The 21725-nt window shown below is 64.6% G+C and carries 21 protein-coding genes; 12 read left to right on the top strand and 9 right to left on the bottom strand.

Annotation, left to right across the window (positions count from 1 at the left end; genetic code table 11):
- Window positions 1-17: 17 nt before the first annotated feature.
- Entirely contained in the window at window positions 18-1148 is a 1131-nt protein-coding gene (locus JQ616_RS00655) for a GNAT family N-acetyltransferase (protein WP_212011459.1), read from the bottom strand.
- A gap of 491 nt (window positions 1149-1639) precedes the next feature.
- Here JQ616_RS00655 and JQ616_RS00650 point away from each other — a divergent pair, with 491 nt between their 5' ends.
- On the top strand, window positions 1640-2452 hold the full coding sequence (locus tag JQ616_RS00650; RefSeq protein ID WP_212011458.1) for a WecB/TagA/CpsF family glycosyltransferase: 813 nt from the start codon (window positions 1640-1642) through the stop codon (window positions 2450-2452).
- Between the two features lie 20 nt (window positions 2453-2472).
- On the opposite strand, the gene JQ616_RS00645 is transcribed toward JQ616_RS00650, so the two are convergent.
- The gene (locus JQ616_RS00645) at window positions 2473-3681 is read right to left on the bottom strand and encodes an amidohydrolase family protein (RefSeq protein WP_212011457.1); all 1209 of its coding nucleotides are present in this window, start codon (window positions 3679-3681) and stop codon (window positions 2473-2475) included.
- A gap of 119 nt (window positions 3682-3800) precedes the next feature.
- Here JQ616_RS00645 and JQ616_RS00640 point away from each other — a divergent pair, with 119 nt between their 5' ends.
- Window positions 3801-5087 carry an MFS transporter gene (locus JQ616_RS00640; RefSeq protein ID WP_212011455.1) on the top strand — a complete coding sequence of 429 codons (1287 nt, stop codon included), beginning with the start codon at window positions 3801-3803 and terminating at the stop codon, window positions 5085-5087.
- 66 nt (window positions 5088-5153) lie between these two features.
- On the opposite strand, the gene JQ616_RS00635 is transcribed toward JQ616_RS00640, so the two are convergent.
- From JQ616_RS00635 to clpB, 5 genes are all read right to left on the bottom strand, one after another.
- Window positions 5154-5345: a hypothetical protein gene (locus JQ616_RS00635; RefSeq protein ID WP_212011453.1), complete on the bottom strand. Its 192-nt coding sequence runs from the start codon at window positions 5343-5345 to the stop codon at window positions 5154-5156.
- 183 nt (window positions 5346-5528) lie between these two features.
- Window positions 5529-6344 (bottom strand): family 1 encapsulin nanocompartment shell protein, encoded by an 816-nt coding sequence (locus tag JQ616_RS00630; protein WP_212011451.1) that lies wholly within the window; start codon window positions 6342-6344, stop codon window positions 5529-5531.
- 1 nt (window position 6345) lies between these two features.
- A complete protein-coding gene (locus tag JQ616_RS00625) occupies window positions 6346-7395 on the bottom strand; it encodes a Dyp-type peroxidase (RefSeq protein WP_212011449.1) in 1050 nt (349 codons plus the stop codon).
- A 120-nt stretch (window positions 7396-7515) separates the two neighbouring features.
- Window positions 7516-7782 (bottom strand): DUF2171 domain-containing protein, encoded by a 267-nt coding sequence (locus JQ616_RS00620; protein ID WP_212011447.1) that lies wholly within the window; start codon window positions 7780-7782, stop codon window positions 7516-7518.
- Window positions 7783-7870: 88 nt separating this feature from the next.
- Complete coding sequence (gene clpB / locus JQ616_RS00615; protein WP_212011445.1) at window positions 7871-10483, bottom strand: ATP-dependent chaperone ClpB; 2613 nt, start codon at window positions 10481-10483, stop codon at window positions 7871-7873.
- Between the two features lie 566 nt (window positions 10484-11049).
- Between clpB and JQ616_RS00610 the strand changes: the two genes are divergently transcribed.
- The 5 genes from JQ616_RS00610 to JQ616_RS00590 all read left to right on the top strand — a co-directional run bounded on the left by JQ616_RS00610 (window position 11050) and on the right by JQ616_RS00590 (window position 14267).
- Complete coding sequence (locus tag JQ616_RS00610; protein WP_212011442.1) at window positions 11050-12408, top strand: YXWGXW repeat-containing protein; 1359 nt, start codon at window positions 11050-11052, stop codon at window positions 12406-12408.
- A gap of 80 nt (window positions 12409-12488) precedes the next feature.
- Entirely contained in the window at window positions 12489-12671 is a 183-nt protein-coding gene (locus JQ616_RS00605; RefSeq protein WP_212011440.1) for a hypothetical protein, read from the top strand.
- 124 nt (window positions 12672-12795) lie between these two features.
- Entirely contained in the window at window positions 12796-13698 is a 903-nt protein-coding gene (locus tag JQ616_RS00600; protein WP_212011438.1) for a DnaJ C-terminal domain-containing protein, read from the top strand.
- Window positions 13695-13970: a chaperone modulator CbpM gene (locus JQ616_RS00595; protein WP_212011436.1), complete on the top strand. Its 276-nt coding sequence runs from the start codon at window positions 13695-13697 to the stop codon at window positions 13968-13970. The genes JQ616_RS00600 and JQ616_RS00595 overlap by 4 nt, the downstream gene beginning before the upstream one ends.
- Window positions 13971-14042: 72 nt before the next feature.
- Window positions 14043-14267, top strand: coding sequence for a hypothetical protein (locus JQ616_RS00590; protein WP_016843345.1), 225 nt, complete (start codon window positions 14043-14045; stop codon window positions 14265-14267).
- An 87-nt stretch (window positions 14268-14354) separates the two neighbouring features.
- Here JQ616_RS00590 and JQ616_RS00585 read toward each other — a convergent pair whose 3' ends face one another.
- Both JQ616_RS00585 and ybaL read right to left on the bottom strand, forming a co-directional pair.
- Entirely contained in the window at window positions 14355-14588 is a 234-nt protein-coding gene (locus JQ616_RS00585) for a hypothetical protein (protein ID WP_212011434.1), read from the bottom strand.
- Window positions 14589-14652: 64 nt separating this feature from the next.
- Window positions 14653-16371, bottom strand: coding sequence for a YbaL family putative K(+) efflux transporter (gene ybaL, locus JQ616_RS00580; RefSeq protein ID WP_212011432.1), 1719 nt, complete (start codon window positions 16369-16371; stop codon window positions 14653-14655).
- Between the two features lie 114 nt (window positions 16372-16485).
- On the opposite strand from ybaL, the gene JQ616_RS00575 reads away from it, so the two are divergent.
- The 5 genes from JQ616_RS00575 to JQ616_RS00555 all read left to right on the top strand — a co-directional run bounded on the left by JQ616_RS00575 (window position 16486) and on the right by JQ616_RS00555 (window position 21714).
- Window positions 16486-17151, top strand: a complete 666-nt coding sequence (locus JQ616_RS00575; protein ID WP_212011430.1) for an HAD family hydrolase — start codon at window positions 16486-16488, stop codon at window positions 17149-17151.
- Between the two features lie 8 nt (window positions 17152-17159).
- On the top strand, window positions 17160-18113 hold the full coding sequence (locus tag JQ616_RS00570) for a sugar-binding transcriptional regulator (RefSeq protein WP_212011429.1): 954 nt from the start codon (window positions 17160-17162) through the stop codon (window positions 18111-18113).
- 443 nt (window positions 18114-18556) lie between these two features.
- Entirely contained in the window at window positions 18557-19870 is a 1314-nt protein-coding gene (locus tag JQ616_RS00565) for an ABC transporter substrate-binding protein (RefSeq protein WP_212011428.1), read from the top strand.
- Window positions 19871-20006: 136 nt separating this feature from the next.
- Window positions 20007-20879, top strand: coding sequence for a carbohydrate ABC transporter permease (locus tag JQ616_RS00560; protein WP_024583852.1), 873 nt, complete (start codon window positions 20007-20009; stop codon window positions 20877-20879).
- Between the two features lie 4 nt (window positions 20880-20883).
- The gene (locus JQ616_RS00555; RefSeq protein WP_212011427.1) at window positions 20884-21714 is read left to right on the top strand and encodes a carbohydrate ABC transporter permease; all 831 of its coding nucleotides are present in this window, start codon (window positions 20884-20886) and stop codon (window positions 21712-21714) included.
- Window positions 21715-21725 lie beyond the last annotated feature (11 nt).

Below are 21725 nucleotides of genomic sequence, written 5' to 3'. Positions count from 1 at the left end.
TCGCGCTTTAGGCGGCCTTACCGCGTGCCAGTCGAGGTGCGGATCGGCCTGAGGTCGGTCACCCGCTTGGCGGCCTGCTTGATCCAGGGCGCCTGCTTCAGCGCAAACAAGGCGAGCGAGCCGGCCGCGCTGCCGGCCTGCGTCACGCCTGACATCGGCGTGGGCTGACCACCGAACTGCATCTTGTAGGGCTCGTCGCCGATGGTGAAATCCAGCACCCGGTCGCCGCGCGCGATGCAATCCTTGGCGACGCTCTCGAACGTCAGCGCGCCGATCGACTGGCTCTTGTAGCCCGCGACGTCGAATGCGGTCATGACGACGAGGACGCTGCCGCGATGAACGAGCCCGAGCGCGGTGGCGATGACGTTGCCGTCCATCTTCATGGCATAGAGCCGGGTAAACGAGCCCATGCCGCGAAGCGCCACGCTCGAGTAGAAATCGAAATATTCCGGACGCTGCAGCAGGTCGCCGTCACCCTGTTCGTGAAACCGCGGACCGCGAAACTTCTTCATCGTCTCCATGGCCTCGGCGACGGAAGCGTCGTCCTGGCAGCATGCGAAAGTGAGCGTACCCTTCTTGTGGATCTGGCGCCATTTCTTGGCCAGCTCCTTCTGATAGGACTTGCCCAACGCGTTGATCTGCCATTGCTCGAATGGCGCAACAAGGACCGTCGCGTAGGCGTTGGTATCCATCAGGCTACGGTGAGGCGCTCCGAGCAGATTTTCGATCGGCATCCTGGCATCGAGCAACTTCGGTACGCGCAACAGGTCGAACGGGCGCAGCAATTGTCGAAGCTTCTCGCAGGCACCCTGGTCTTGCAGCAGGTCGGCAAATGTCGCGACGCTGCACACCGGCGACAAATAGTCGGATACCCGAAGATCGGCAAATTCGATCGTGCGCATCGGGCCGCGCCGTACGCGCAGCATCGGCAGCACCACAGCAAGCGCTTGGTTCGCGCGATGACGAACAACGACGACCAGCGGCTTCGCTCCCGCGGCGGGCGCAAGCTTGCGATAGAGGTTGTCGAGCCACAGCGGATGCTGAAAGGCGGCCGCGTCCGACCTTTCAAACAATTCCGTGTATTCCTCGGATAAGAAGTTGAATGCGTCGTCGATGCTGACATCGAACGCGCCATCATTCTTATTCATGTGAGACCAAAAAAAGAGTTTTCAAACAACCGATCGAGCCGGCGCGATACTCTTATAGCAAAGGCTGATGACGGCGCGCACCGGTAGAATACAAATTGTATTAATGCCGCGCATCGACCTTTGCACAGTGTTGCTGGTCGAACGTCAGCGCGGCCGAAACGATCGCCATACTTGCCATTGGTCCGGGGAGGTCGTGCCGCCTGCGACCAGCATGGTTAACGATCTCTTTGCAGCCTGGGCCAGTCAAGGTAGCGATCGGGCATCGCGCGGTCTGGACCGGATATTGCAATCAAGGGCATATAAGAAGTGGAGCCCTTGCTGAAATGTTGAGTCATAGCCAAAACGCCCGCATTTCCGACGCGATTCCGTCTGCGCGCGCCGATCACGACGGGGCCCAGCGTCTCGATTCAGACATGGCTGTTCCGCCTGTCCAGATTTGCAACACGTCGGGTGGCGAGCCCGTGTCACAGTTGCTTAACGGCGCAACTGGCATGCCGGAGCGTCGTATCAACCCGGTCGGTAGGGCTGCCACCGCCGGCGTTCCCAGGGAAACCATCGGCGGGCTGCGGCTCGCCGTGCTCGATCGCGAGCAGACCGCCGACTTCATGGTCGAGGCGGTGCATCCAAACCGGCGCGTCAACCGTCCGCTGTATCTGACCTCCGCCAATGGCGAGGTGCTGTCGCGCTGCTCGACCGAGCCGATGACCGATCGGCTGTTCCGCGCCGCCGATCTCATCAATGCCGACGGGCAACCGCTCGTCATGGTGTCGAGGCTGCGCTCGTCGATGCCGCTTCCCGAGCGCGTCGCGACCACGGATCTGTTCCATGACGTCGCATGCAGGGCGGAGACACTCGGGCTGACCTTCTATCTGTTCGGGGCCAACGAGGCCGAGAACAAGGCGGCGATCGCCAATGTCCGCCGCGCATATCCGACGCTCAAGATCGTCGGTCATTCGCACGGCTATCTGCGCGGCGACGCGCTGCGGGACAAGGTCGACGAGATCAACGCCCTGGCGCCGGATTTCCTCTGGGTCGCGCTCGGCGTGCCCTATGAGCAAGCCTTCGTCGACGAATTCATGCCGCGGCTTGGCAATGTCGGCGTCATCAAGACCTCCGGCGGATTGTTCAACTTCCTGTCCGGCTCGCGGCCGCGCGCGCCGAGATGGATGCAGGTCGTCGGCCTCGAATGGGCCTGGCGGCTTTGGCTCGAGCCGCGCCGGTTGTTCTGGCGCTATCTGACCACCAACCCGCACGCCCTCTATCTGCTGTTTCACCGGACCCGATCGTCGTCACCCAAAGACTGAAGTCCGCGACGACGGCGGCCTCAGGCGCCGGCGTTCTTTACGACGCGATTGTCGCGCGCCACCAGCACCCCGCTCTTGTAGACGGAGCGTCCGGAGGGCCGCGCCACTACGGCCTCCTGGATATGCGCGGCGTTCAAGGTGACGAAATCGGCCTTCGCGCCGACATGCAGGCCGTAGCCGTCAAGCCGCAGCGCCTTGGCGCCGGCCGCGGTGACCATGTCGAACGCGATCGCGAGCTCCTCGTCGGTGTAGAAACCCGAGCGGTATCCGATCATCATCGCGCGGCCGAGCATGTCGCCATCGCCATAGGGCCACCAGGAGTCGCGGATGTTGTCGTTGCCGCTGAACACCGTGACGCCGGCCTTCCTGAGCGTGGCGACCGGTGGGAACGGCCGCGCACCTGGCGCATTCGTCATGATCGCGACGCCCGAGCGCGCCAGGCTGTCGGCGGTCTTCTTCAGCGCATCGGCAGGGATATCGCCGAGCCCGTAGGCATGGCTGACCGCGACGCGGCCCGCCATGCCGAGCGCGCGCGTCCGCGCCGCGATCTGCTCGACCTCGAAGGCGCCGAGCATGCCGCCATCGTGGAGATGGATGTCGACATCGACGCCGTGCTTCTGCGCGACGCCGAACACGACGTCGAGATGCCCTTCGACATCGCGATCGAAGCTCGCGGGATCGAGGCCGCCGACGGCGTTGGCGCCGAGCTTGATGGCCTCGTCGAGCAGTTGCGGCGTGCCGGGGCTATTGAGGATGCCGCTCTGCGGAAAGGCCACGAGCTGGATGTCGATCAGATGGCTGTATTCGTCGCGCACCCTCAGGATGGTCTCGAGCGGTTTCAGGCCGACTGAGCCGTCGACCATGACGTGGCTGCGCATCTGCGTCGTGCCGTGCCCGATGCAGAGATCGAGCTGGTTCCGCGCCCGCACGTCCATCGGGGCGGCGGCGGCGAGGTTCTCTGCCTGGAACGCGACCCGTTCGTGAACGTCGAATCCATTGGTGCAGGGGCGGTGCGGCCGCCAAGTGTCGCCGTAGAAGCTGGTGTCGAGATGGATGTGGCCCTCGACGAAGCCGGGCACGACCAGCGCATTGCCGAGATCGATGATCTCGACCCCGGCCGGCCGCGTGGCAGTCGCTTCGATCGCGGCGATGCGGCCGTCGCGAACCAGCATATCGCGGCGTGTGCCGTCACCGAGCCTGGCGTTGATGAAGAGTTTGTCAGCTGGCATCGGATCTGCTCCTCCCGTTGATTGTGTCACATGCAGATCGCGCGGTGGCGCCATACCTTGCCTAACATGAGCAGAGGAATAATACTCGCTCCGAACGGCCAGACAAGGAACCGAGAGCGTTGTCGGAAATTGCGAGCAAGGAATTCGACGTCAAGCGCGCAGCCTTTGCCGCGACCATCGGCAATATGCTGGAGTTCTACGACTTCATCACCTACAGCTTCTTTGCGACCGAGATCGGGCGCACCTTTTTTCCAGCGCAGAGCGAATACGGCAGCCTGATGCTGTCGTTGGCGACCTTCGGCGCCGGCTTCCTGACGCGGCCGATCGGCGGCATCGTGCTCGGCATCTTCTCCGACCGGGTCGGCCGGCGGCCGGCAATGCTGTTGAGTTTCGCGCTGATGGGCGGCGCGATCCTGACCATCGCGCTGACGCCGTCCTATGCCGCGATCGGCATCGTGGCGCCTGTTGTCGTGATCCTGGCGCGGATGGTGCAGGGCTTCGCGCTCGGCGGCGAAGTCGGCCCGACCACGGCCTATCTCGTCGAGATCGCTGCCCCCAGGAATCGCGGCCTGGTGGTGGCCTGGCAGCCGGCAAGCCAGGAGATCGCGGCCACGGTCGGCGCGCTGGTCGGTGTCATCCTGAGCGGCACGATGGCGCCCGACATGCTGCAGGCTTACGGATGGCGCGTCGCTTTCCTGCTCGGCGCGGTCTGCCTGCCGTTTGGCATCTGGATGCGCCGCACGCTGCCGGAAACGGTTCCCCAGGCCGAGCACGCCGCCGCGGACGTCGAGAGATCAAGCCATGTCACACTGGCGCGCCGGCATCTGCGCGTGATCGTGCTGGCGGTGATGATCCTGGCCAGCGGTACGATCTCGACCTATGTGACGCAATACATGACGACCTACGCCAAGAACACGCTGCATGTGTCGCCGTCGCTGGCGTTCACCGTCTCGCTGGTCAGCAACGGGTTGCAGATCATCGGCGCCGTGCTCGGCGGCTGGCTGGCCGATCGGCTTGGACGCAAGCCGATCATGATCTGGCCGCAGCTCGTCGTGCTGGTGCTGACCTATCCCGCGTTCCTGTGGATCGTGCGCGACCCCGGCGCGTGGTCGCTGCTGTTCGGCTTCGGCATTCTGTCGTTCATCGGCTCGCTGCCGTTCACGGCCTTCTATGCGGCCTTCACCGAAGCGTTGCCGCAAAACATCCGCGGTGGCGTGTTCGCCACGATCTATGCGGTCGCCATCGCCACGTTCGGCGGCACCGCGCAGCTCGTGGTGACCTGGCTGCTGCACGTCACGGGCGATCCGCTGGCGCCGTCCTGGTATCTGCTGCTCGCGGCAGCGGTCGGCATCGTGGCGATGAGCCTGATGCCCGAGACCGCCCCGGTGAAGACAGGAGAGAAGTAGAGCGTTTTCGAGCGAAGTGGATACCGGTTCGCGTGAAGAAACGCGTCAAGACAAAACGCCGGGCGTTTAATCCATGTCGCGGAAGGCGTGGCCGTTGGCCTCGATCTCCTTCACGAGCTGCGGCGGCAGATTGGCCTGCCCGAAGCTTCCGTCGAACACCCAGTCCTTGGCATCGCCAAGATCGGGCAGGCCGGCGCCCTTGCGGACGTAAAGACCGACCGACGCCTTCTTCGGGTTGATGTAGAGATCGTAGTCCATTGCGCGCCTCCTCTCCGTTTCACGTTTGACGGAAGTCCCGGCCGCGGCCGGAGACTTCCCGGATGAAGCAACGCCGGAAAAACTAAAGCGCGACGAGATTGGGTTAAATCGTTATCGCGCTTTAGCTCTTTGTTTGAGCATGATCTTTCCGGAAAACCGCTTCGCACTTTTCCGGATCATGCTCTAGGCGGATTTCTTCGCCTCCGGCGCAAGCACCACCGATGCCTCGCTCGTCAGCATCAGGAAGGTCATGGTCTCCTGGAAATACAACTGGATCGATGTCGCGGAGTGGCTGAGATAGCCGATCGACAGGTCCTGGCCGATCGAGAGCTGGAAATCGCCGCCGCGGGTGGTCAGCAGCACGCCGCCCTCGATCGCGGGCGCCCAGATGATCTTGCCGTCGACCAGCCGCTGGATGTGCTGCAGCACAGGGTAGCCGTCGTCGGTCGCGCCGCCGATCGCGGTATAGGGCTCGGTCCCGAGCAGCAGCGTGTAGGGGCCGTTGACGCCGGCGAGCCGTAACTGGCTGGCGGCCTGTGCGACCACATTGGGGTAATTCTTGACGCTCGAAGGCAGCGTCAGCACCGGGTTGCTGGTGCCCTGACGGATGCCCTGAATGCCGGCGGCGGTGTAGCCATCGAACACCGCGCGGTCCTCGGCGAAGGCGATCTTGCGCGCGGCGTCCTTCAGCGGATCCCAGTCGGAATCATTGGAGCCGCGCTCGACATCGTCGATCGCCTGGCGCGACAGCTCGAAGGGCACGCGCAACTCGACCAGCGCGCGGACCTCGCGCTGTGTCGCCTCGACGCCGTTGCCGGGCGTCGGAATTTTCTTCAGGTGACCGGTGCCGACGGCGGAGAACTCCGTTCCCTTCGGGCCATCGACGTCGACGACACGGCGCGCCGCCAGATGACGCTTCAACGTGCGTGAGGCTTCCTCTTCGATCTGGGCCCATGCCGCGTCCGAGATAGGGGCCAAACCCCGATGAAGATTATTCATGTCAAGCGTCTCCTTTCAGCGAGCCGATACCAAGCGAGCCATCGGCCGGCGGTCGTGTTGGTGCAGGTGCGTCGGCCGCGGCGCCATCCAGCGATGGCTCAGCCGGCGAGGCCGCTGGTGCTGCGTTCGCGGCATCCTCCAGAAAGGTCGCCGACGGAACGAAGAACAGCGTGCCGGTCACGGCGCGGCTGAAGTCGAGCAGGCGATCGTAATTGCCCGGCGGCCGGCCGACGAACATGTTCTCCAGCATCTGCTCGATCCGGTGCGGGGATTTCGCATAGCCGATGAAATAGGTGCCGAACTCGCCCTCGCTGACGTTGCCGAACGGCATGTTGTCGCGGACGATGTCGAGCTCCTCGCCGTTCTCGACGATCGTCGTCAGGGCGTTGTGCGCATAGCTCGGCTTCACCGTATCGTCGAGCTCGATGTCGGACAGCTTGGCGCGGCCGATGATCTTCTCCTGCATCTCGACCGGCAATTCGTTCCACTTCTTCAGGTCGTGGAGGTATTTTTGTACGATCACATAGCTGCCGCCGGCGAACGCGGCGTCCTCGTCGCCGATGATGGTGGCCTCAGTCGCCGCCTGGTCCTGCGGATTCTCGGTGCCGTCGACGAAGCCGAGCAGGTCGCGCTCGTCGAAATATTTGAAGCCGTGCACCTCGTCCGAGGTGGCAACCGCATCGCCGAGCCGCGACATGATCTGGGTCGCGAGTTCGAAGCACAAATCCATCGGCACGGCGCGGATGTGGAACAGCAGGTCGCCGGGCGTCGCGACCGCATGATGGACGCCGTTGATCTCGCGGAACGGATGCAGGCCTTGTGGCTTCGGCGCGCCGAACAGCCGGTCCCATGCATCCGAGCCGATCCCCATCACGCAGGACAGCCGGCCTTCGAGATCGCGGAAGCCCACGGCGCGCACCAGCGCAGCCACGTCGGCGCAGAGCGACCGCACCACCGCATCATATTCCGGATCGGGCTTGATCGTGACCGCAAGGAAGATGGCCGCGCGCGTCAGCTTCGCAGCGACCGGTTGCGGAACGGCTGATGGCACGCAGATCTCCTCAACTAAAACGGTACGTCACGGCGACGAAAAGCTGGCCGGACGCCGGATCGACGTCCAGATACAGGGGAGAGGAGCATGTCACCGGAGCCTTTACAAGGGCCCGGATTGCTAGGCTTCCGCGGACGGACCAACCGGCTTGCCGGACTTCTCCTCCTCGAGAGTCACTGCAATCGAGGCATTGGCCGAGAGCCGTACCCTGGAGCCTTCGACGCCGGCGACGAAGCCGAGCTCGATATAGTGGTGATGGCCCTTGTGGAAGCCGTCGCTCTCGCTTTTCTTGAGCTTGATGCGGTTGCCTTCGACGCGATCGACGGTGCCGACATGCACGCCATCGGCGCCGATGACCTCCATGTTGTCCTTGATGTTCTGCGTCATGGCGCTCTCCCTGTCTAAGGTCAGCTTGCATATGATGCGCCCACACGACGCGGCGATGACACCGCGTCGTTGGTCATTCCGGCCTGTCTCACACCGGCTCGAATTCATCCGCCGCCGCATTCTCCGGCTTCTTGCCGTTGAAGGTGAGGCCGGCCTTGGTTGCGGAGAGTTTCACCTGTGAGCCGTCGCGGACCTCGCCGGCGAGGATCATTTCGGCGAGCGGATCCTGCACGCTGCGCTGGATCACCCGCTTCAACGGACGGGCGCCATAGGCCGGATCCCAGCCTTTCTCCGCGAGCCAGTCGCGCGCCTTCGGGTCGAGTTCGAGATCGATCTTGCGATCTTCGAGCAGCTTGCGCAGCCGCGAGAACTGGATCTCGACAATGCGGCCCATGTCGCTCTTCTGCAGCCGGTGGAACAGGATGATCTCGTCGATGCGGTTGAGGAACTCGGGGCGGAAATGCGCCCGCACCATGTTCATCACCTGCTCGCGCACCGCGCTGGTGCTCTGGCCCTCCGGCTGGTTGACGAGATATTCGGCGCCGATGTTCGAGGTCATGATGATCAGCGTGTTGCGGAAATCGACGGTGCGGCCCTGTCCGTCGGTGAGACGGCCATCGTCGAGCACCTGCAGCAGCACGTTGAAGACATCAGGGTGTGCCTTCTCGATCTCGTCGAACAGCACCACCTGGTAGGGGCGCCGCCGCACCGCTTCGGTCAACGCGCCGCCCTCGTCATAGCCGACATAGCCGGGCGGCGCGCCGATCAGCCGCGAGACTGAGTGCTTCTCCATGTATTCGGACATGTCGAGGCGGATCATCGCGGTCTCGTCGTCGAACAGATATTCGGCGAGCGCCTTCGCCAGCTCGGTCTTGCCGACGCCGGTCGGCCCCAGGAACATGAACGAGCCGATCGGCCGGTTCGGATCCTGCAATCCGGCGCGGGCGCGGCGCACTGCGGTCGATACCGCGCGCACGGCTTCCGCCTGGCCGACCACGCGCTTTGCGAGCGCATCCTCCATTTTCAGGAGCTTGTCCTTTTCGCCCTCGAGCATCTTGTCGACCGGGACGCCGGTCCAACGCGAGACCACCTGCGCGATATTGTCGGCGGTCACGGTTTCGCTGGCGGACGAGGTCTCGCTGGCCTCGACCGCGGCGAGCTTCTTCTCCAGCTCCGGGATGCGGCCATAGGCCAGCTCGCCGGCCTTCTGGAATTCACCGCGTCGCTGCGCATTGGCGAGCTCGGTGCGCAGCTGCTCCAGCTCGCCCTTCATCTTCTGCGCATCGGAGAGCTTGCTCTTCTCGGAGCGCCATTTCGACGTCATGTCCGCCGACTTCTTCTCCAGATCGACCAGATCCTTCTCGAGCGTCTGCAGCCGGCTCCTGGAGCCGAGATCAGTTTCCTTCTTCAGCGCCTCCTGCTCGATCTTGAGCCGGATGATCTCTCGATCAAGCGAATCGAGTTCTTCGGGCTTGGAATCGACCTGCATCTTCAGCCGCGCCGCCGCCTCGTCCATCAGGTCGATCGCCTTGTCGGGCAGGAAGCGGTCGGTGATGTAGCGGTTCGACAGCGTCGTGGCGGCGACCAGCGCCGAATCCGCGATGCGGACGCCGTGGTGCTGCTCGTATTTGTCCTTCAGCCCGCGCAGGATCGAGATGGTGTCCTCGACCGTCGGCTCAGAGACGAATACCGGCTGGAAACGGCGGGCCAACGCCGGGTCCTTTTCGACATGCTTGCGGTACTCGTCGAGCGTGGTGGCGCCGATGCAGTGCAGCTCGCCGCGCGCCAGCGCGGGCTTCAGCAGGTTCGACGCGTCCATCGCACCGTCGCCCTTGCCGGCGCCGATCAGGGTGTGCATCTCGTCGATGAACAGGATGATGCCGCCTTCCGCCGAGGTCACCTCTTGCAGCACGGCCTTGAGCCGTTCCTCGAACTCGCCGCGATACTTTGCGCCGGCAATCAGTGCGCCGAGATCGAGCGCCAGCAGCGCCTTGTCCTGCAGGCTCTCCGGCACATCGCCATTGACGATGCGCAGCGCCAGGCCTTCGACGATCGCGGTCTTGCCGACGCCGGGCTCGCCGATCAGCACGGGATTGTTCTTGGTGCGGCGTGACAGCACCTGGATGGTGCGGCGGATCTCCTCGTCGCGGCCGATCACCGGATCGAGCTTGCCGTCGCGCGCGGCCTGGGTGAGGTCGCGGGCGTACTTCTTCAGCGCGTCATAGGCATTCTCGGCCGACGCGCTGTCGGCGGTGCGGCCCTTGCGCAGCGCGTTGATCGCCGCATTCAGGTTCTGCGGATTGACGCCGCCCTTGGCGAGCAGCTTGCCGGCCTCGCTGTCCTTGTCGGCTGCAAGCGCCTGCAGCAGGCGTTCGACCGAGACGAAACTGTCGCCGGCCTTGTCGGCGGCCTGTTCCGCCGCGGCGAAGGCGCGCGCGGTCTCGGGCGCCAGGTAGATTTGTCCGGAGCCGCCGCCGCTCACCTTAGGCACCTTCGCCAACGCCTCTTCGGTCGACTTGAGGATCGCGCGCGAGTTGCCGCCGGCGCGGTCGATCAGGCCGGCTGCGAGACCTTCGGGGTCATCGAGCAGCACTTTCAGGATATGGAGCGTCGAGAATTGCTGGTGCCCCTCGCGCATCGCGAGCGATTGCGCCGACTGAATGAAGCCGCGCACGCGGTCGGTATATTTTTCAATGTTCATCGTGGCACCTCAAGGCAACGCGGGCTCATCGAGATCTCGTCATGCCACCGCAATCGCATCGTGTGGTCGTTTCCGGGGGGTGTCAATCGTCCCGCGCGGCCGCCGGAATGCTGCAGCTAAGCTCTTGCGCCGGCAGGCGTTCGTCTCTGGCACTCGGCCGGAGGTACTGCTACGGACGCGCCGTCAAACCCGGCGCGCCGCATCACGCCGATGGCGGTTCGGTGCTCGCCGAGGCGTGCAGTTCGACGAGTCTGGATCACGACAATCGTATGAAAGCAAAAACGCCATATTCGCGGTTTCGGAAAATGACGACGCCACATTGAGCGTAGCGTGATCGATGATGTGGGCGCGTGTCGCGCGATGTTCCATTGAATCGCGCAATACTACGTCACCACACACTCTGAACTGTCGATGAATGGCTGTGTAATTGCGTATCCGGTTGCATCGACGTGTTTCAGGCTGGTGTAAGGTGAAGGGGCTAGCGATGAAGTGTGTCGGTGCATTGCCGATGCACGGAACTTTTGTTCCGGATCTCACGTTGAACGTGCTCATCGAAGAGGCTCCCAATGACCACTCGTCTTCTTTCGACCGCGTCGTGTGCAGCGATTGCTGCGGCGCTGTTCTCAGTGACTGCCGTACCAGCCATCGCGCAGGATGCGGCATGCGCGCCGGTCTCAGCCGTCGAGACCGCGCCGCCGCCGTTGCCGACCTACGATCAGCCGCCGGTGCCTGGTCCCGGCTACATGTGGTCGCCTGGCAACTGGTCGTGGGACGAGGATCGCGGCGATTATTACTGGGTGCCGGGCACCTGGGTGCAGCCGCCGCGGGTCGGTCTGCTGTGGACGCCCGGTTACTGGGGCGCGTTCGGCGGCGGCTTCATTTTCCATCAGGGCTATTGGGGTGATCGCGTCGGCTTCTATGGCGGCATCAATTACGGCTTCGGCTACGGTGGCTCGGGCTACGAAGGCGGCCGCTGGGATCACGGCAATTTCTTCTACAATCGCACCGTGAACAATCTGCAGGGCGCGCAGATCAACAACGTTTATGAGAAGAACGTCACGATCAATCAGACCACCATCAACAACGTCAGCTACAATGGCGGCCGTGGTGGCATCGAGGTGCGGCCCACTCCTGCCGAGCGCGCGGTCGCCAACGAACAGCATTTCGCGCCGACACCGTTGCAACGCAAGCAGGTCGAGACCGCGAGCCAGGATCCGAGCCTGTTCAAGCGTGCCAACAACGGCGTGCCGGCTGTCGGCGCAACCGCGCGTCCCGGCGAGTTGAAGGGACCAGGCGTGGTCCGCGCGCGGCCGGCCGGCGAGGCGGTGCCTGCCACCGCCGCAAAGCCGGCGGCCACGGAGCCGGCGCGGCCGGGGACCCCGGCTGCGCCCGCGACTGCGGCTGCGCCGGCTGGTTCCCACGCGCTCCCGGTCCCGGGCAAAGAGACTCCTGCGGTGCACCCGCAAGCTCAGGAGAACAAACCAGCGGTCGAGGAGAAGCGCGCAGCGCCTGCGCCCGAGACCAAGGTCGAGCCGCGGCCTGCACCGGCTGAGTCCCATGCGCTCCCGGTCCCCGGCAAGGAAGTCCCGGCGGCGCATCCTGCCGCGCAGGAGAACAGGCCCGCAGTCGAGGAGAAGCGCGCAGCACCTGCCGCCGAGCCGAAGGTCGAGCCGCGGCCTGCAACGGAAGCGGCGCGGCCTGAACCTGCTGCGAAGCCGGTCGAGCGACCGGCGCAGGTCGCGAGGCCCGAGCCTCGGCCGGAGCCTGCCGCAAGGCCGGAGCCGCGACCGGAAACGGCGGCGCGTCCTGAGCCGCATCCGCAACCGGCGGCACGGCCGGAGCCGCACGTTCAGGCCGCCCCGCACGTCCAGGCGCCGCCGCACGCCGCTGGTCATCCCGAAGAGGAGAAGCGGCCGGAGCATTAAGGTCGGATCGCGCTCCGCTGGCTCGTTCCGGCGGAGCGCGGTATCTTCTCTGCGCAAGCGATCATCACTGGAGGTCGGTCATGGCACAGAGTCACGGTGGCGACGGACAGCTTGACGATGGAAAGCCTCGCCTCAGCGAGGACGACATGCAGCGAGCCCTGCTCGGTCCGAGGGGCGTGCCGGGCAAACCGGATCCCGCCAGGATGACGCCGCAGCAGGAAAAGAACATCCCCAAATATCTGGACCCCGGACACACGTCCTGATCCGCCCGTGACGTGAGCGCATGCTGCGCCGCCCATTGCCGGGCGGCGCGCCAGCACACTTGCAAATCGCCTGCTTTTGCGCCCTCATGATTGCAGGTGCACTCACGGTGTTGCGGAGCAGGTTGTGAGAAATCCGTACGAGGTTCTTGGCGTTGCGCCTGCGGCATCTGCGGCCGATATCCAGAAGGCCTATCGCAAGCTGGCGAAGAAACTGCATCCGGATCTCAATCCGGGTGACAAGGCGGCCGAAGAGAAATTCAAGGAAGTCGCCGCTGCGAACGATCTGCTCTCGGATGCCGACAAGCGCAAGCGCTTCGACGCCGGCGAGATCGACGAGAGCGGCGCCGAGCGGCCGCAGCACCGCTACTACCGGGATTTCGCCGCCGCGGGTGAGGGGCATCCCTATGCCGACAGTTCCGGCTATGCCGACTATATGGACCAGGACGACGCGTTCGCAGAACTGCTCCGGCGCAGCGAGCAGGCGCGTGCCAACCGGCGCGGCCGCGACCTGCATTACAGCCTTGCGATCGACTTCGCGGAATCGATCGCCGGCGCGAGCAAGCGCCTGACGCTGCCCGATGGCGGCACGCTCGACGTCACGATCCCGCCGGGCCTCGTCGACGGACAAATCATTCGCCTGCGCGGCAAGGGCATGCCGGGCAGCGGCAAGGGCGGTTCGGGCGATGCGCTGATCGAGGTCGAGGTGCGCCCCGATCCGCGCTTCACCCGCGACGGTGACGACATCTCGCTCGAATTGCCGATCTCGCTGTCCGAGGCCGTGCTCGGCGGCAAGGTCAACGTTCCAACGCCGACCGGCGCCGTGACCATGACGGTGCCGAAAGGCTCCAACACCGGCACCACGATGCGGTTACGCGGCAAGGGCGCACCCAAGGTCGGCGGCGGACACGGCGATGAGTTCGTCAAGCTCAAGGTGGTCCTGCCCAAGGGCCCCGATCCGGCGCTCGAGGCATTTGTGGCGAATTGGGATCGCAAGGCGTTCAATCCGCGCGAGGACGGTGCATCATGAACAAGCAGCAATTCCTCATCGATGCGGGTCTCGAGGTGCAGACCCTGGAGTTCTGGATCGAGCAGCAATGGCTGGTTCCGGACGAGACCACACAGGAGATCAGCTTCTCCGCCACCGACGTGGCGCGCGCGCATCTGATCCAGGATCTGAAGGGCGATTTCGGCGTCAACGACGAGGGGATCGACGTCATCCTGCATCTGGTCGATCAGTTGCACGGGCTGCGCCGCGCGTTCGAAGAGTTGCACAAGGATATTGCGTCACCATCGCGCTAGCCTCGCTCGCGACCAACCCAGCCTTGGTATCAATCTTGGTATCAGTCTTGGGATCAGCTTTGGGAGACCATCATGACGGACAAGCCGACGCCGCTGGCCCATGGCGAGATCGACGTTCTCATCCTGCAGGCTCTGGTGCGCAAGCTGATCGCCAAGGGCGTGTTGACGCCCGATGACGTCCGCTCGATGCTGTTCGAGGCTGCAAAGAATCTCGATCTCGTCGGCAGCGAGCTGACGACGGAAGCCGCCAACATCATCGTGCAGGAAGATCTGGCACCGGCATTCCTCGGCGGCTAGAGCATGATCCGGAACAGTGGAAGCCGGTTTTCGCCCGCGACAAACGCGAAGCGTTTGCGCGGAGATCATGCTCAAACAAAGAGTCTCTCAGGTCTGGCCGCCGCGGGTGGAGACCAGCCGGATTTGCGTGATCTGGTCGGCATTGCCGGCGAGATAGGCCTGTGCATCGCGCACCAGCCGCTCCACGGCAGCGGCATCGTAGCTCGGATGGCGGGTGTTCAGGTGCAAGTCGGTCTCGATCTGCATCACATTGGTGGTGCCATCCGCACTGATCTCAATCGAGAACGACACCAGCGAAACGTGCGGGCTCTTGAATGCCATGTCCTGATCTCCATCGATCCCGCGCGCGGCACGGGCGCATCTCTTGGGCGGTGGTGCCGTGACCCTAGGCCGCCGAGTCTTCCCTGGCGGCCGACCTGTGTTGCACTGCCCGGTCGAGCTCCTCGATCATGCCTCGGGCGATCTCGCGTTCGCCCATGATGACGATGTCGGCCCCGAGCCCCTTCAGGTGATCGACTTCGGCGTCGGAATGCGCACGCGCGATGATCTGGATCGCGGGATTTGCGGCGCGCGCCTGCTCGACGATCTGTCCGGCCTCGAACGCTTCGGGAATCGCGACGACCAGTGATCGCGCACCGGCCGGATTGGTCGCGCGTAGCACGCTGGCGCGTACCGCGTTGCCCATCAGGGCTTCGATGCCGCGCTGCTTGAGCTTTGCGACCATGTCGTCGGACGCCTCGACCGCGAGGAACGGCGCGTTGCGCTGATGCAGGGCGTCGCCGACGATGCTGCCGACCCGGCCGTAGCCGACCAGGATGGTGTGATCCTGCAAGTCGGTGACCGGGATCGGCTCGGCGGTTGCGGCAGTCGGCGAGGTGGTCTCTGGCTTTTCCAGCCGCGAGGTCAGCCAGTCGACCACCGCGAACACCAGCGGGTTGAGCATGATCGAGAAGATCGCGCCGGCCAGAATCAGGTCGCGCCCGGCCTTCGGCAGCAGGTTGAGCGCGACGCCGAGCTCGGCGAGGATGAAGGAGAATTCGCCGATCTGGGCGAGGCTCGCCGAGATCATCAGGGCGGTCGCCATCGGGTGACGGAACAGCACGACGATCAAGAGCGCGGCGAGCGACTTGCCGACCACGATGACGAACAAGGTCGCTACGAACGGCCAGGGCTCGCGCACCACGCTGAGCGGATCGAACAGCATGCCGACCGAGACGAAGAACAGCACCGCGAAGGCATCGCGCAGCGGCAGGGTCTCCTGGGCGGCGCGCTGGCTGAGCGGCGATTCCCGCAGCATCATGCCGGCGAAGAAGGCGCCGAGCGCCAGCGAAACCCCGAACAGCTTGGTCGCGCCGAACGCGATGCAGAGCGCGATCGCGAGTACGGTCAGCCGGAACAGCTCGCGCGAGCCGGTATGCGCGATGTAGTGCAGCACCCACGGGATCAGCCGCCGTCCGACCACCAGCATCAGCGCGATGAACAATGCGATCTTGACCAGCGTCAGCGCCAGCACGCCGGTCAGGCCGAGGCCGAAGCGGGTGGCAAGCGGGTCGGAAACGATCGCGGCGCCATCGCCGCCCTGGAAGCTCGCCACCGCCGGGAACAGCACCAGCGCCAGCACCATCGCGAGGTCCTCGACGATCAGCCAGCCGACCGCGATCTTGCCGCGCTCGGTGTCCATCAGCCGGCGCTCCTGCAGCGCGCGCAACAGCACGACGGTACTTGCGACCGACAAGGCCAGTCCGAACACAAGGCCCGCGCCGACGGTCCAGCCCATCAGCAAGGCGAGGCCGAGGCCCATCAGCGTCGCGACCGCGATCTGCGCGACCGCGCCGGGCACCGCGATCTTGCGCACCGACAGCAGATCGTTCAGCGAGAAATGCAGGCCGACGCCGAACATCAGCAGGATGATACCGAGTTCCGCGAGCTCGGTGGCCAGCGCCTGGTCGGCGACGAAGCCTGGCGTGAAGGGGCCAACGGCGACGCCCGCGAGCAGATAGCCGACCAGTGGCGGAACCCGAAAACGCTGCGCGATGGTTCCGAAGACGAAAGCTAGTCCGAGGCCCGCGACGACGGTCGCGATCAGAGGTGTGTCATGCGGCATTTCGCCTTGTCGCACAGCATCCTCGGCGGTGCACCGCGACCATTTGAGGCGCGGCATCGCACCACGGAACTCTGATCTATTGCTCATGACGTGGGCATATGATCTCATGTCGGGATGGATCCGCGGCTTCCGGACACCGATCTGGTCATCTTCGACTGCGACGGCGTGCTCGTCGACAGCGAGGAATTGAGCTGCCGTTGTCTTGCCGAGGCGATGGTCCGGGCCGGCATCGCGATGACGACCGAGCGGGCGCTTGAACTCTTCCTCGGCCGCAGCACCGCGGCCCTGCTCGACTATTGCCGGGGTGTCGGGCAGCCGTTGCCGGCGAATTTCGTGCCCGATCTGGCGGCGCAGGTCCGAGAGACGTTTCGCTCCCAGCTCAAGCCGATCGCCGGCATCGCGGCGGTGCTCGCGCAACTGCGGCTGCCGTATTGTGTCGCCTCGTCCAGCGACCTCGCGCGAGTGAAATTCTCGCTGGAGCTGACCGGTCTTGCCGCAAGCTTCGGGCCGCGGCTCTACACCGCGCAGATGGTCAGGCACGGCAAGCCGGCGCCGGATCTGTTCCTGCATGCGGCCGGCGCGATGGGCGCCGAGCCGCGCCGCACGCTCGTGATCGAGGACAGCGTCAGTGGGGTGACGGCGGCGAAGGCCGCGGGCATGAAAGTATGGGGATTCGTCGGCGGCACCCACTATCGGTTGGCGGACGGCAATGCTCTGCTGCGGCAGGTCGGGGCGGATCGAATCTTTGCCGCGATGACGGATTTCTGGATCAAAGGCTGACACGGACGATGGCTGCGCCCGACAACGAAAAGTCTCGTCTCGACGATGCGGCGCGCGCCGGCTGGCTGTATTTCATCGCCGGCCACACCCAGGATGAGATTGCAAAGATGCTGCAGGTGTCGCGGGCCTCGGCGCAGCGCCTGGTGTCGCTGTGCCTGGCCGAGCGGCTGATCACGTTCCGGCTCGAGCACCCCATCGCAGCCTGTATGGAGCTGGCCTCGCGGCTGAAGGCGCGGTTCGATCTGGTGCATTGCGACGTCGTGCCGACCGACCCGGCGGCGCCGCTGTCGAATGCGGGAATTGCAGAGCGCAGCGCCAATCTGCTGGAGACGACGCTGCGCTCGGAGACGCCCGTGATCGTGGCGCTCGGCACCGGCCGCGCAGTGCGCGCCGCGGTCGAGCGGGTCTCGCCGATCGAGCGGCCGGATCACCAGATCGTCTCGCTGGTCGGCAATATCTCCGCCGACGGTTCGGCGAGCTTTTACGACACGGTGGGGCGGCTGGCCGACCGCACCGGCGCGCGGCATTACCCGATGCCGCTGCCGTTCCTGATGTCGAGCGAGGACGAGCGCAACCGCATGGTCCGGATCGACCCGATCGCGCGGGTGAGGGCGGTCGCCGCCAAGGCCGATCTGCGCCTGATCGGCATCGGCCAGATGGACCAGAAGGCCCAGGTTCATGTCGATGGCTTCGTCACCCGCGAGGAACTGCTGGAGATGATGCGGCTCGGCGCGATCGGCGAGGTCACCGGCTGGGCCTATGACGCCAAGGGCCGCCTGATCAAGGGCGGCACCAACAAGCGGCTGACCAGCATTCCGCCGCAGATCCCCGCGGTCTCGACCACGATCGCGGCCGCCGTCGGCATCGCGAAGGTGCCCTCGATCAAGGCCGCACTGGCGGGCCGGGTGATCAACGGCCTCATCACCGATGAGGCCACCGCGCGCGCCGTGCTCGACCGCTAGGCGCTGCATCAGTCTATTCGAAGCGAACCACGCACCGCGCTTCGCCTCGCCCCGCTTGCGGGGAGAGGCATAGGCCGCCTTCGGCGGCCGTACTGAAAACGCCGAAGCAGAGCTTCGGCTATGACGCATCGTCAGATGCGTTCCGGGTGAGGGGGGAGTCTCCGCATATTCGATTGTCACCGTGTGCGCGGAGAGAGCCCCTCACCCCAGCCCTCTCCCCGTAAGAACGGGGCGAGGGAGCGCAGTCCCGTTGCGGGCGCAATTAGCGCTAGCCTCTCGGCGCTCAACGCTCTCTTCGCTCCCGCAAAAACTCCATTCCAGCGTGCAGTGGAACCCGCGATCGCGCCGGACGGCGCACCCGCGCGCTTGACAAATTTTAACGACAGTATGAACATACGCCCAACACGTGGGCATATGCTCAACGTGACATAAGGGAGGTCACCTTGAAAAACGTCCTTTGCGCCGTTGCGGGCGCGGCTGCTCTTTTGATCTCTGCCCCCTCGATCGCCCAGACCACGCTGACGGTTGCGACCGTCAACAACGGCGACATGATCCGCATGCAGGGGCTCACCAGCGAATTCACCGCGAAGAATCCCGACATCACCGTGAAATGGGTGACGCTCGAGGAGAACGTGCTGCGCCAGCGCGTCACGACCGACATCGCCACCAAGGGCGGCCAGTTCGACGTGCTCACCATCGGCACCTATGAGGTGCCGATCTGGGCCAAGAAGAACTGGTTGGTGCCGCTCGACAAGCTCGGCGCCGACTACGACGTCAATGACCTCCTGCCGAAGATCAGGGATGCGGTCTCGGTCGACGGCAAGCTCTATGCCGCGCCGTTCTACGGCGAGAGCTCGATGGTGATGTATCGCACCGACCTGTTCGACAAGGCCGGCCTGAAGATGCCGGAGAGCCCGACCTGGGACTTCGTGGTCGATGCCGCCAAGAAGCTCACCGACAAGTCGGCCGGCGTCTATGGCATCTGCCTGCGTGGCAAGGCCGGCTGGGGCGAGAACATGGCGTTCCTGACCGCGATGTCCAATTCGTTCGGCGCGCGCTGGTTCGACGAGAAGTGGGAGCCGCAGTTCAACTCGCCGGAATGGAAGAAGACGCTCACGACCTATGTCGACCTGATGAAGCAGGCCGGCCCTCCCGGCGCCTCCTCGAACGGCTTCAACGAGAACCTCGCTTTGTTCAACGCCGGCAAGTGCGCGATGTGGATCGATGCCACGGTGGCGGCGTCGTTCGTGACCAACCCGGCGCAGTCCACGGTCGCTGGCAAGGTCGGCTTCGCGCTGGCGCCGAACACCGGTCTCGGCAAGAACGCCAACTGGCTGTGGGCGTGGAGTCTGGCGATCCCTGCCGGTTCGAAGAAGGTCGATGCGGCCGAGAAGTTCATCGCCTGGGCGACCAGCAAGGATTACACCAAGCTGGTCGCTGCGAAGGACGGCTGGTCCAACGTGCCTCCGGGAACGCGGACCTCGCTGTATCAGAATCCCGAGTATCTGAAGGCGGCGCCGTTCGCCAAGATGACTTTGGCCTCAATCGATGCGGCTGATCCGAGCCACCCGACCGTGAAGCCGGTGCCGTATGTCGGCGTGCAATATGCGGCGATCCCTGAATTCCAGGGCATCGGCACCCAGGTCGGCCAGCAATTCTCGGCCGCGCTGTCCGGCTCGACCACGGTCGATGCTGCGCTGTCGGCCGCGCAGTCTGCGACCGAGCGCGAGATGAAGCGCGCGGGCTACATCAAGTAATCGACGCGATCCGATCGCCAAGGCGTCTCGAACGCCCTGGCCGCCCGACCAGCTTAGACCTCCCGAGCTGGCTCACTCGCGACCATCCTGTCCCGCAGCGGGATGGTCGCTCCTTTGCTTGAAGAAGGAGGCGGGGATGGCGACCCAGCAGACCCAACTGCTCGCACGCACACTGCTCACGCCCGCGGTGGCGCTGCTGTTCATCTGGATGATCGTGCCGCTGGCGCTCACGATCTACTTCGCGACCCTGCATTATAATTTGCTCGACCCCGGCTCCGAATCCTTCGTCGGGCTGGAGAATTTCCGCTATTTCCTGACCGATCCGGCCTTCCTCGCCTCGCTGCAGAATACGCTGGTGCTGGTCGGTTCGGTGCTCGCGATCACGATCATCCTCGGCGTGCCGCTGGCGCTGCTGCTCGACCAGCAGGTGGTCGGGCTCTCGATCGTCCGCCTGATGGTGATCGCGCCGTTCTTCGTGATGCCGACGGTCAGCGCGCTGGTCTGGAAGAACCTGTTGATGCATCCGGTCTCCGGGCTGTTCGCCTGGATCGCGCATCTGTTCGGCCTGCCGGCGATCGACTGGTTCAACGACGCGCCGCTGTTTTCGGTGATCTTGATCATCTCCTGGCAGTGGTTGCCGTTCGCGACCCTGATCCTTTTGACCGCGCTGCAATCGCTCGACGAGGAGCAGAAGGAGGCGGCCGAGATGGATGGCGCGAGCGCGATCTCGACATTCATCTACATTACGCTGCCGCACCTGGCGCGCCCGATCACCGTGGTGATCCTGATCGAGACCATCTTCCTGCTCACGGTGTTCGCGGAGATTTTCGTGACCACAGGCGGCGGCCCCGGCCTGCAGACCACGAACATCGCCTTCCTGATCTATTCGCAGGCGCTGATCCAGTACGACGTCGGCAGCGCCTCGGCGGGCGGCTTGGTCGCGGTGGTGCTCGCCAACATCGTCGCATTCTTCCTCGTTCGTATCGTCGGCCGGAATCTGGAGGCGTAACGTCATGGCGCGGATGGTCACGACACGGCACAAGGTGATCTCGACGGCAGCCGCCTGGCTGGTCGGCTTCCTGATCTTCTTCCCGATCCTCTGGATGGTGCTGGCGAGCTTCAAGACCGAGCTTGAGGCCTTCGCGATCCCGCCGTCCTTCCTGTTCTTCCACTGGACCACGGAGAACTACGTCACGGTGCAGGAGCGCAGCGATTACTTCCACCACGCGCTCAACTCGATCATCATTGCCGGCGGCTCGACCCTGATCGCGATGCTGATCGCAATCCCGGCGGCGTGGTCGATGGCGTTCTCACCGACCAAGCGCACCAAGGACGTGCTGCTCTGGATGCTCTCCACCAAGATGATGCCGCCGGTCGGCGTGCTGGTGCCGATCTACCTGATCTTCCGCTCCGTCGGCCTGCTCGACACCCGCACTGGGCTGATCTTCATCTTGTGCCTCGGCAATCTGCCGATCGTGGTCTGGATGCTGTTCACCTATTTCAAGGAGATCCCGAAGGACATCCTCGAGGCGGCGCGGATGGACGGCGCCACGATCGGGCGCGAGCTGATCTATGTGCTGACGCCGATGGCGGTGCCGGGGCTCGCCTCGACATTGCTGCTCAACCTCATCCTGGCGTGGAACGAGGCGTTCTGGACCCTCAATTTGTCGACGCTCGAGGCCGCGCCGCTCACCGTGTTCATCGCATCCTATTCGAGTCCGGAAGGATTGTTCTGGGCGAAATTGTCGGCGGCGTCGACGCTCGCGATCGCGCCCATTCTCGTGCTCGGCTGGTTCAGTCAGCGGCAACTCGTCCGCGGCCTGACCTTCGGCGCGGTCAAGTAGCAGAAAGGCTT

Source organism: Bradyrhizobium tropiciagri (assembly GCF_018130545.1).
Taxonomy (GTDB): domain Bacteria; phylum Pseudomonadota; class Alphaproteobacteria; order Rhizobiales; family Xanthobacteraceae; genus Bradyrhizobium; species Bradyrhizobium tropiciagri_A.
This window is presented reverse-complemented; position numbering and strand designations above follow the sequence as displayed.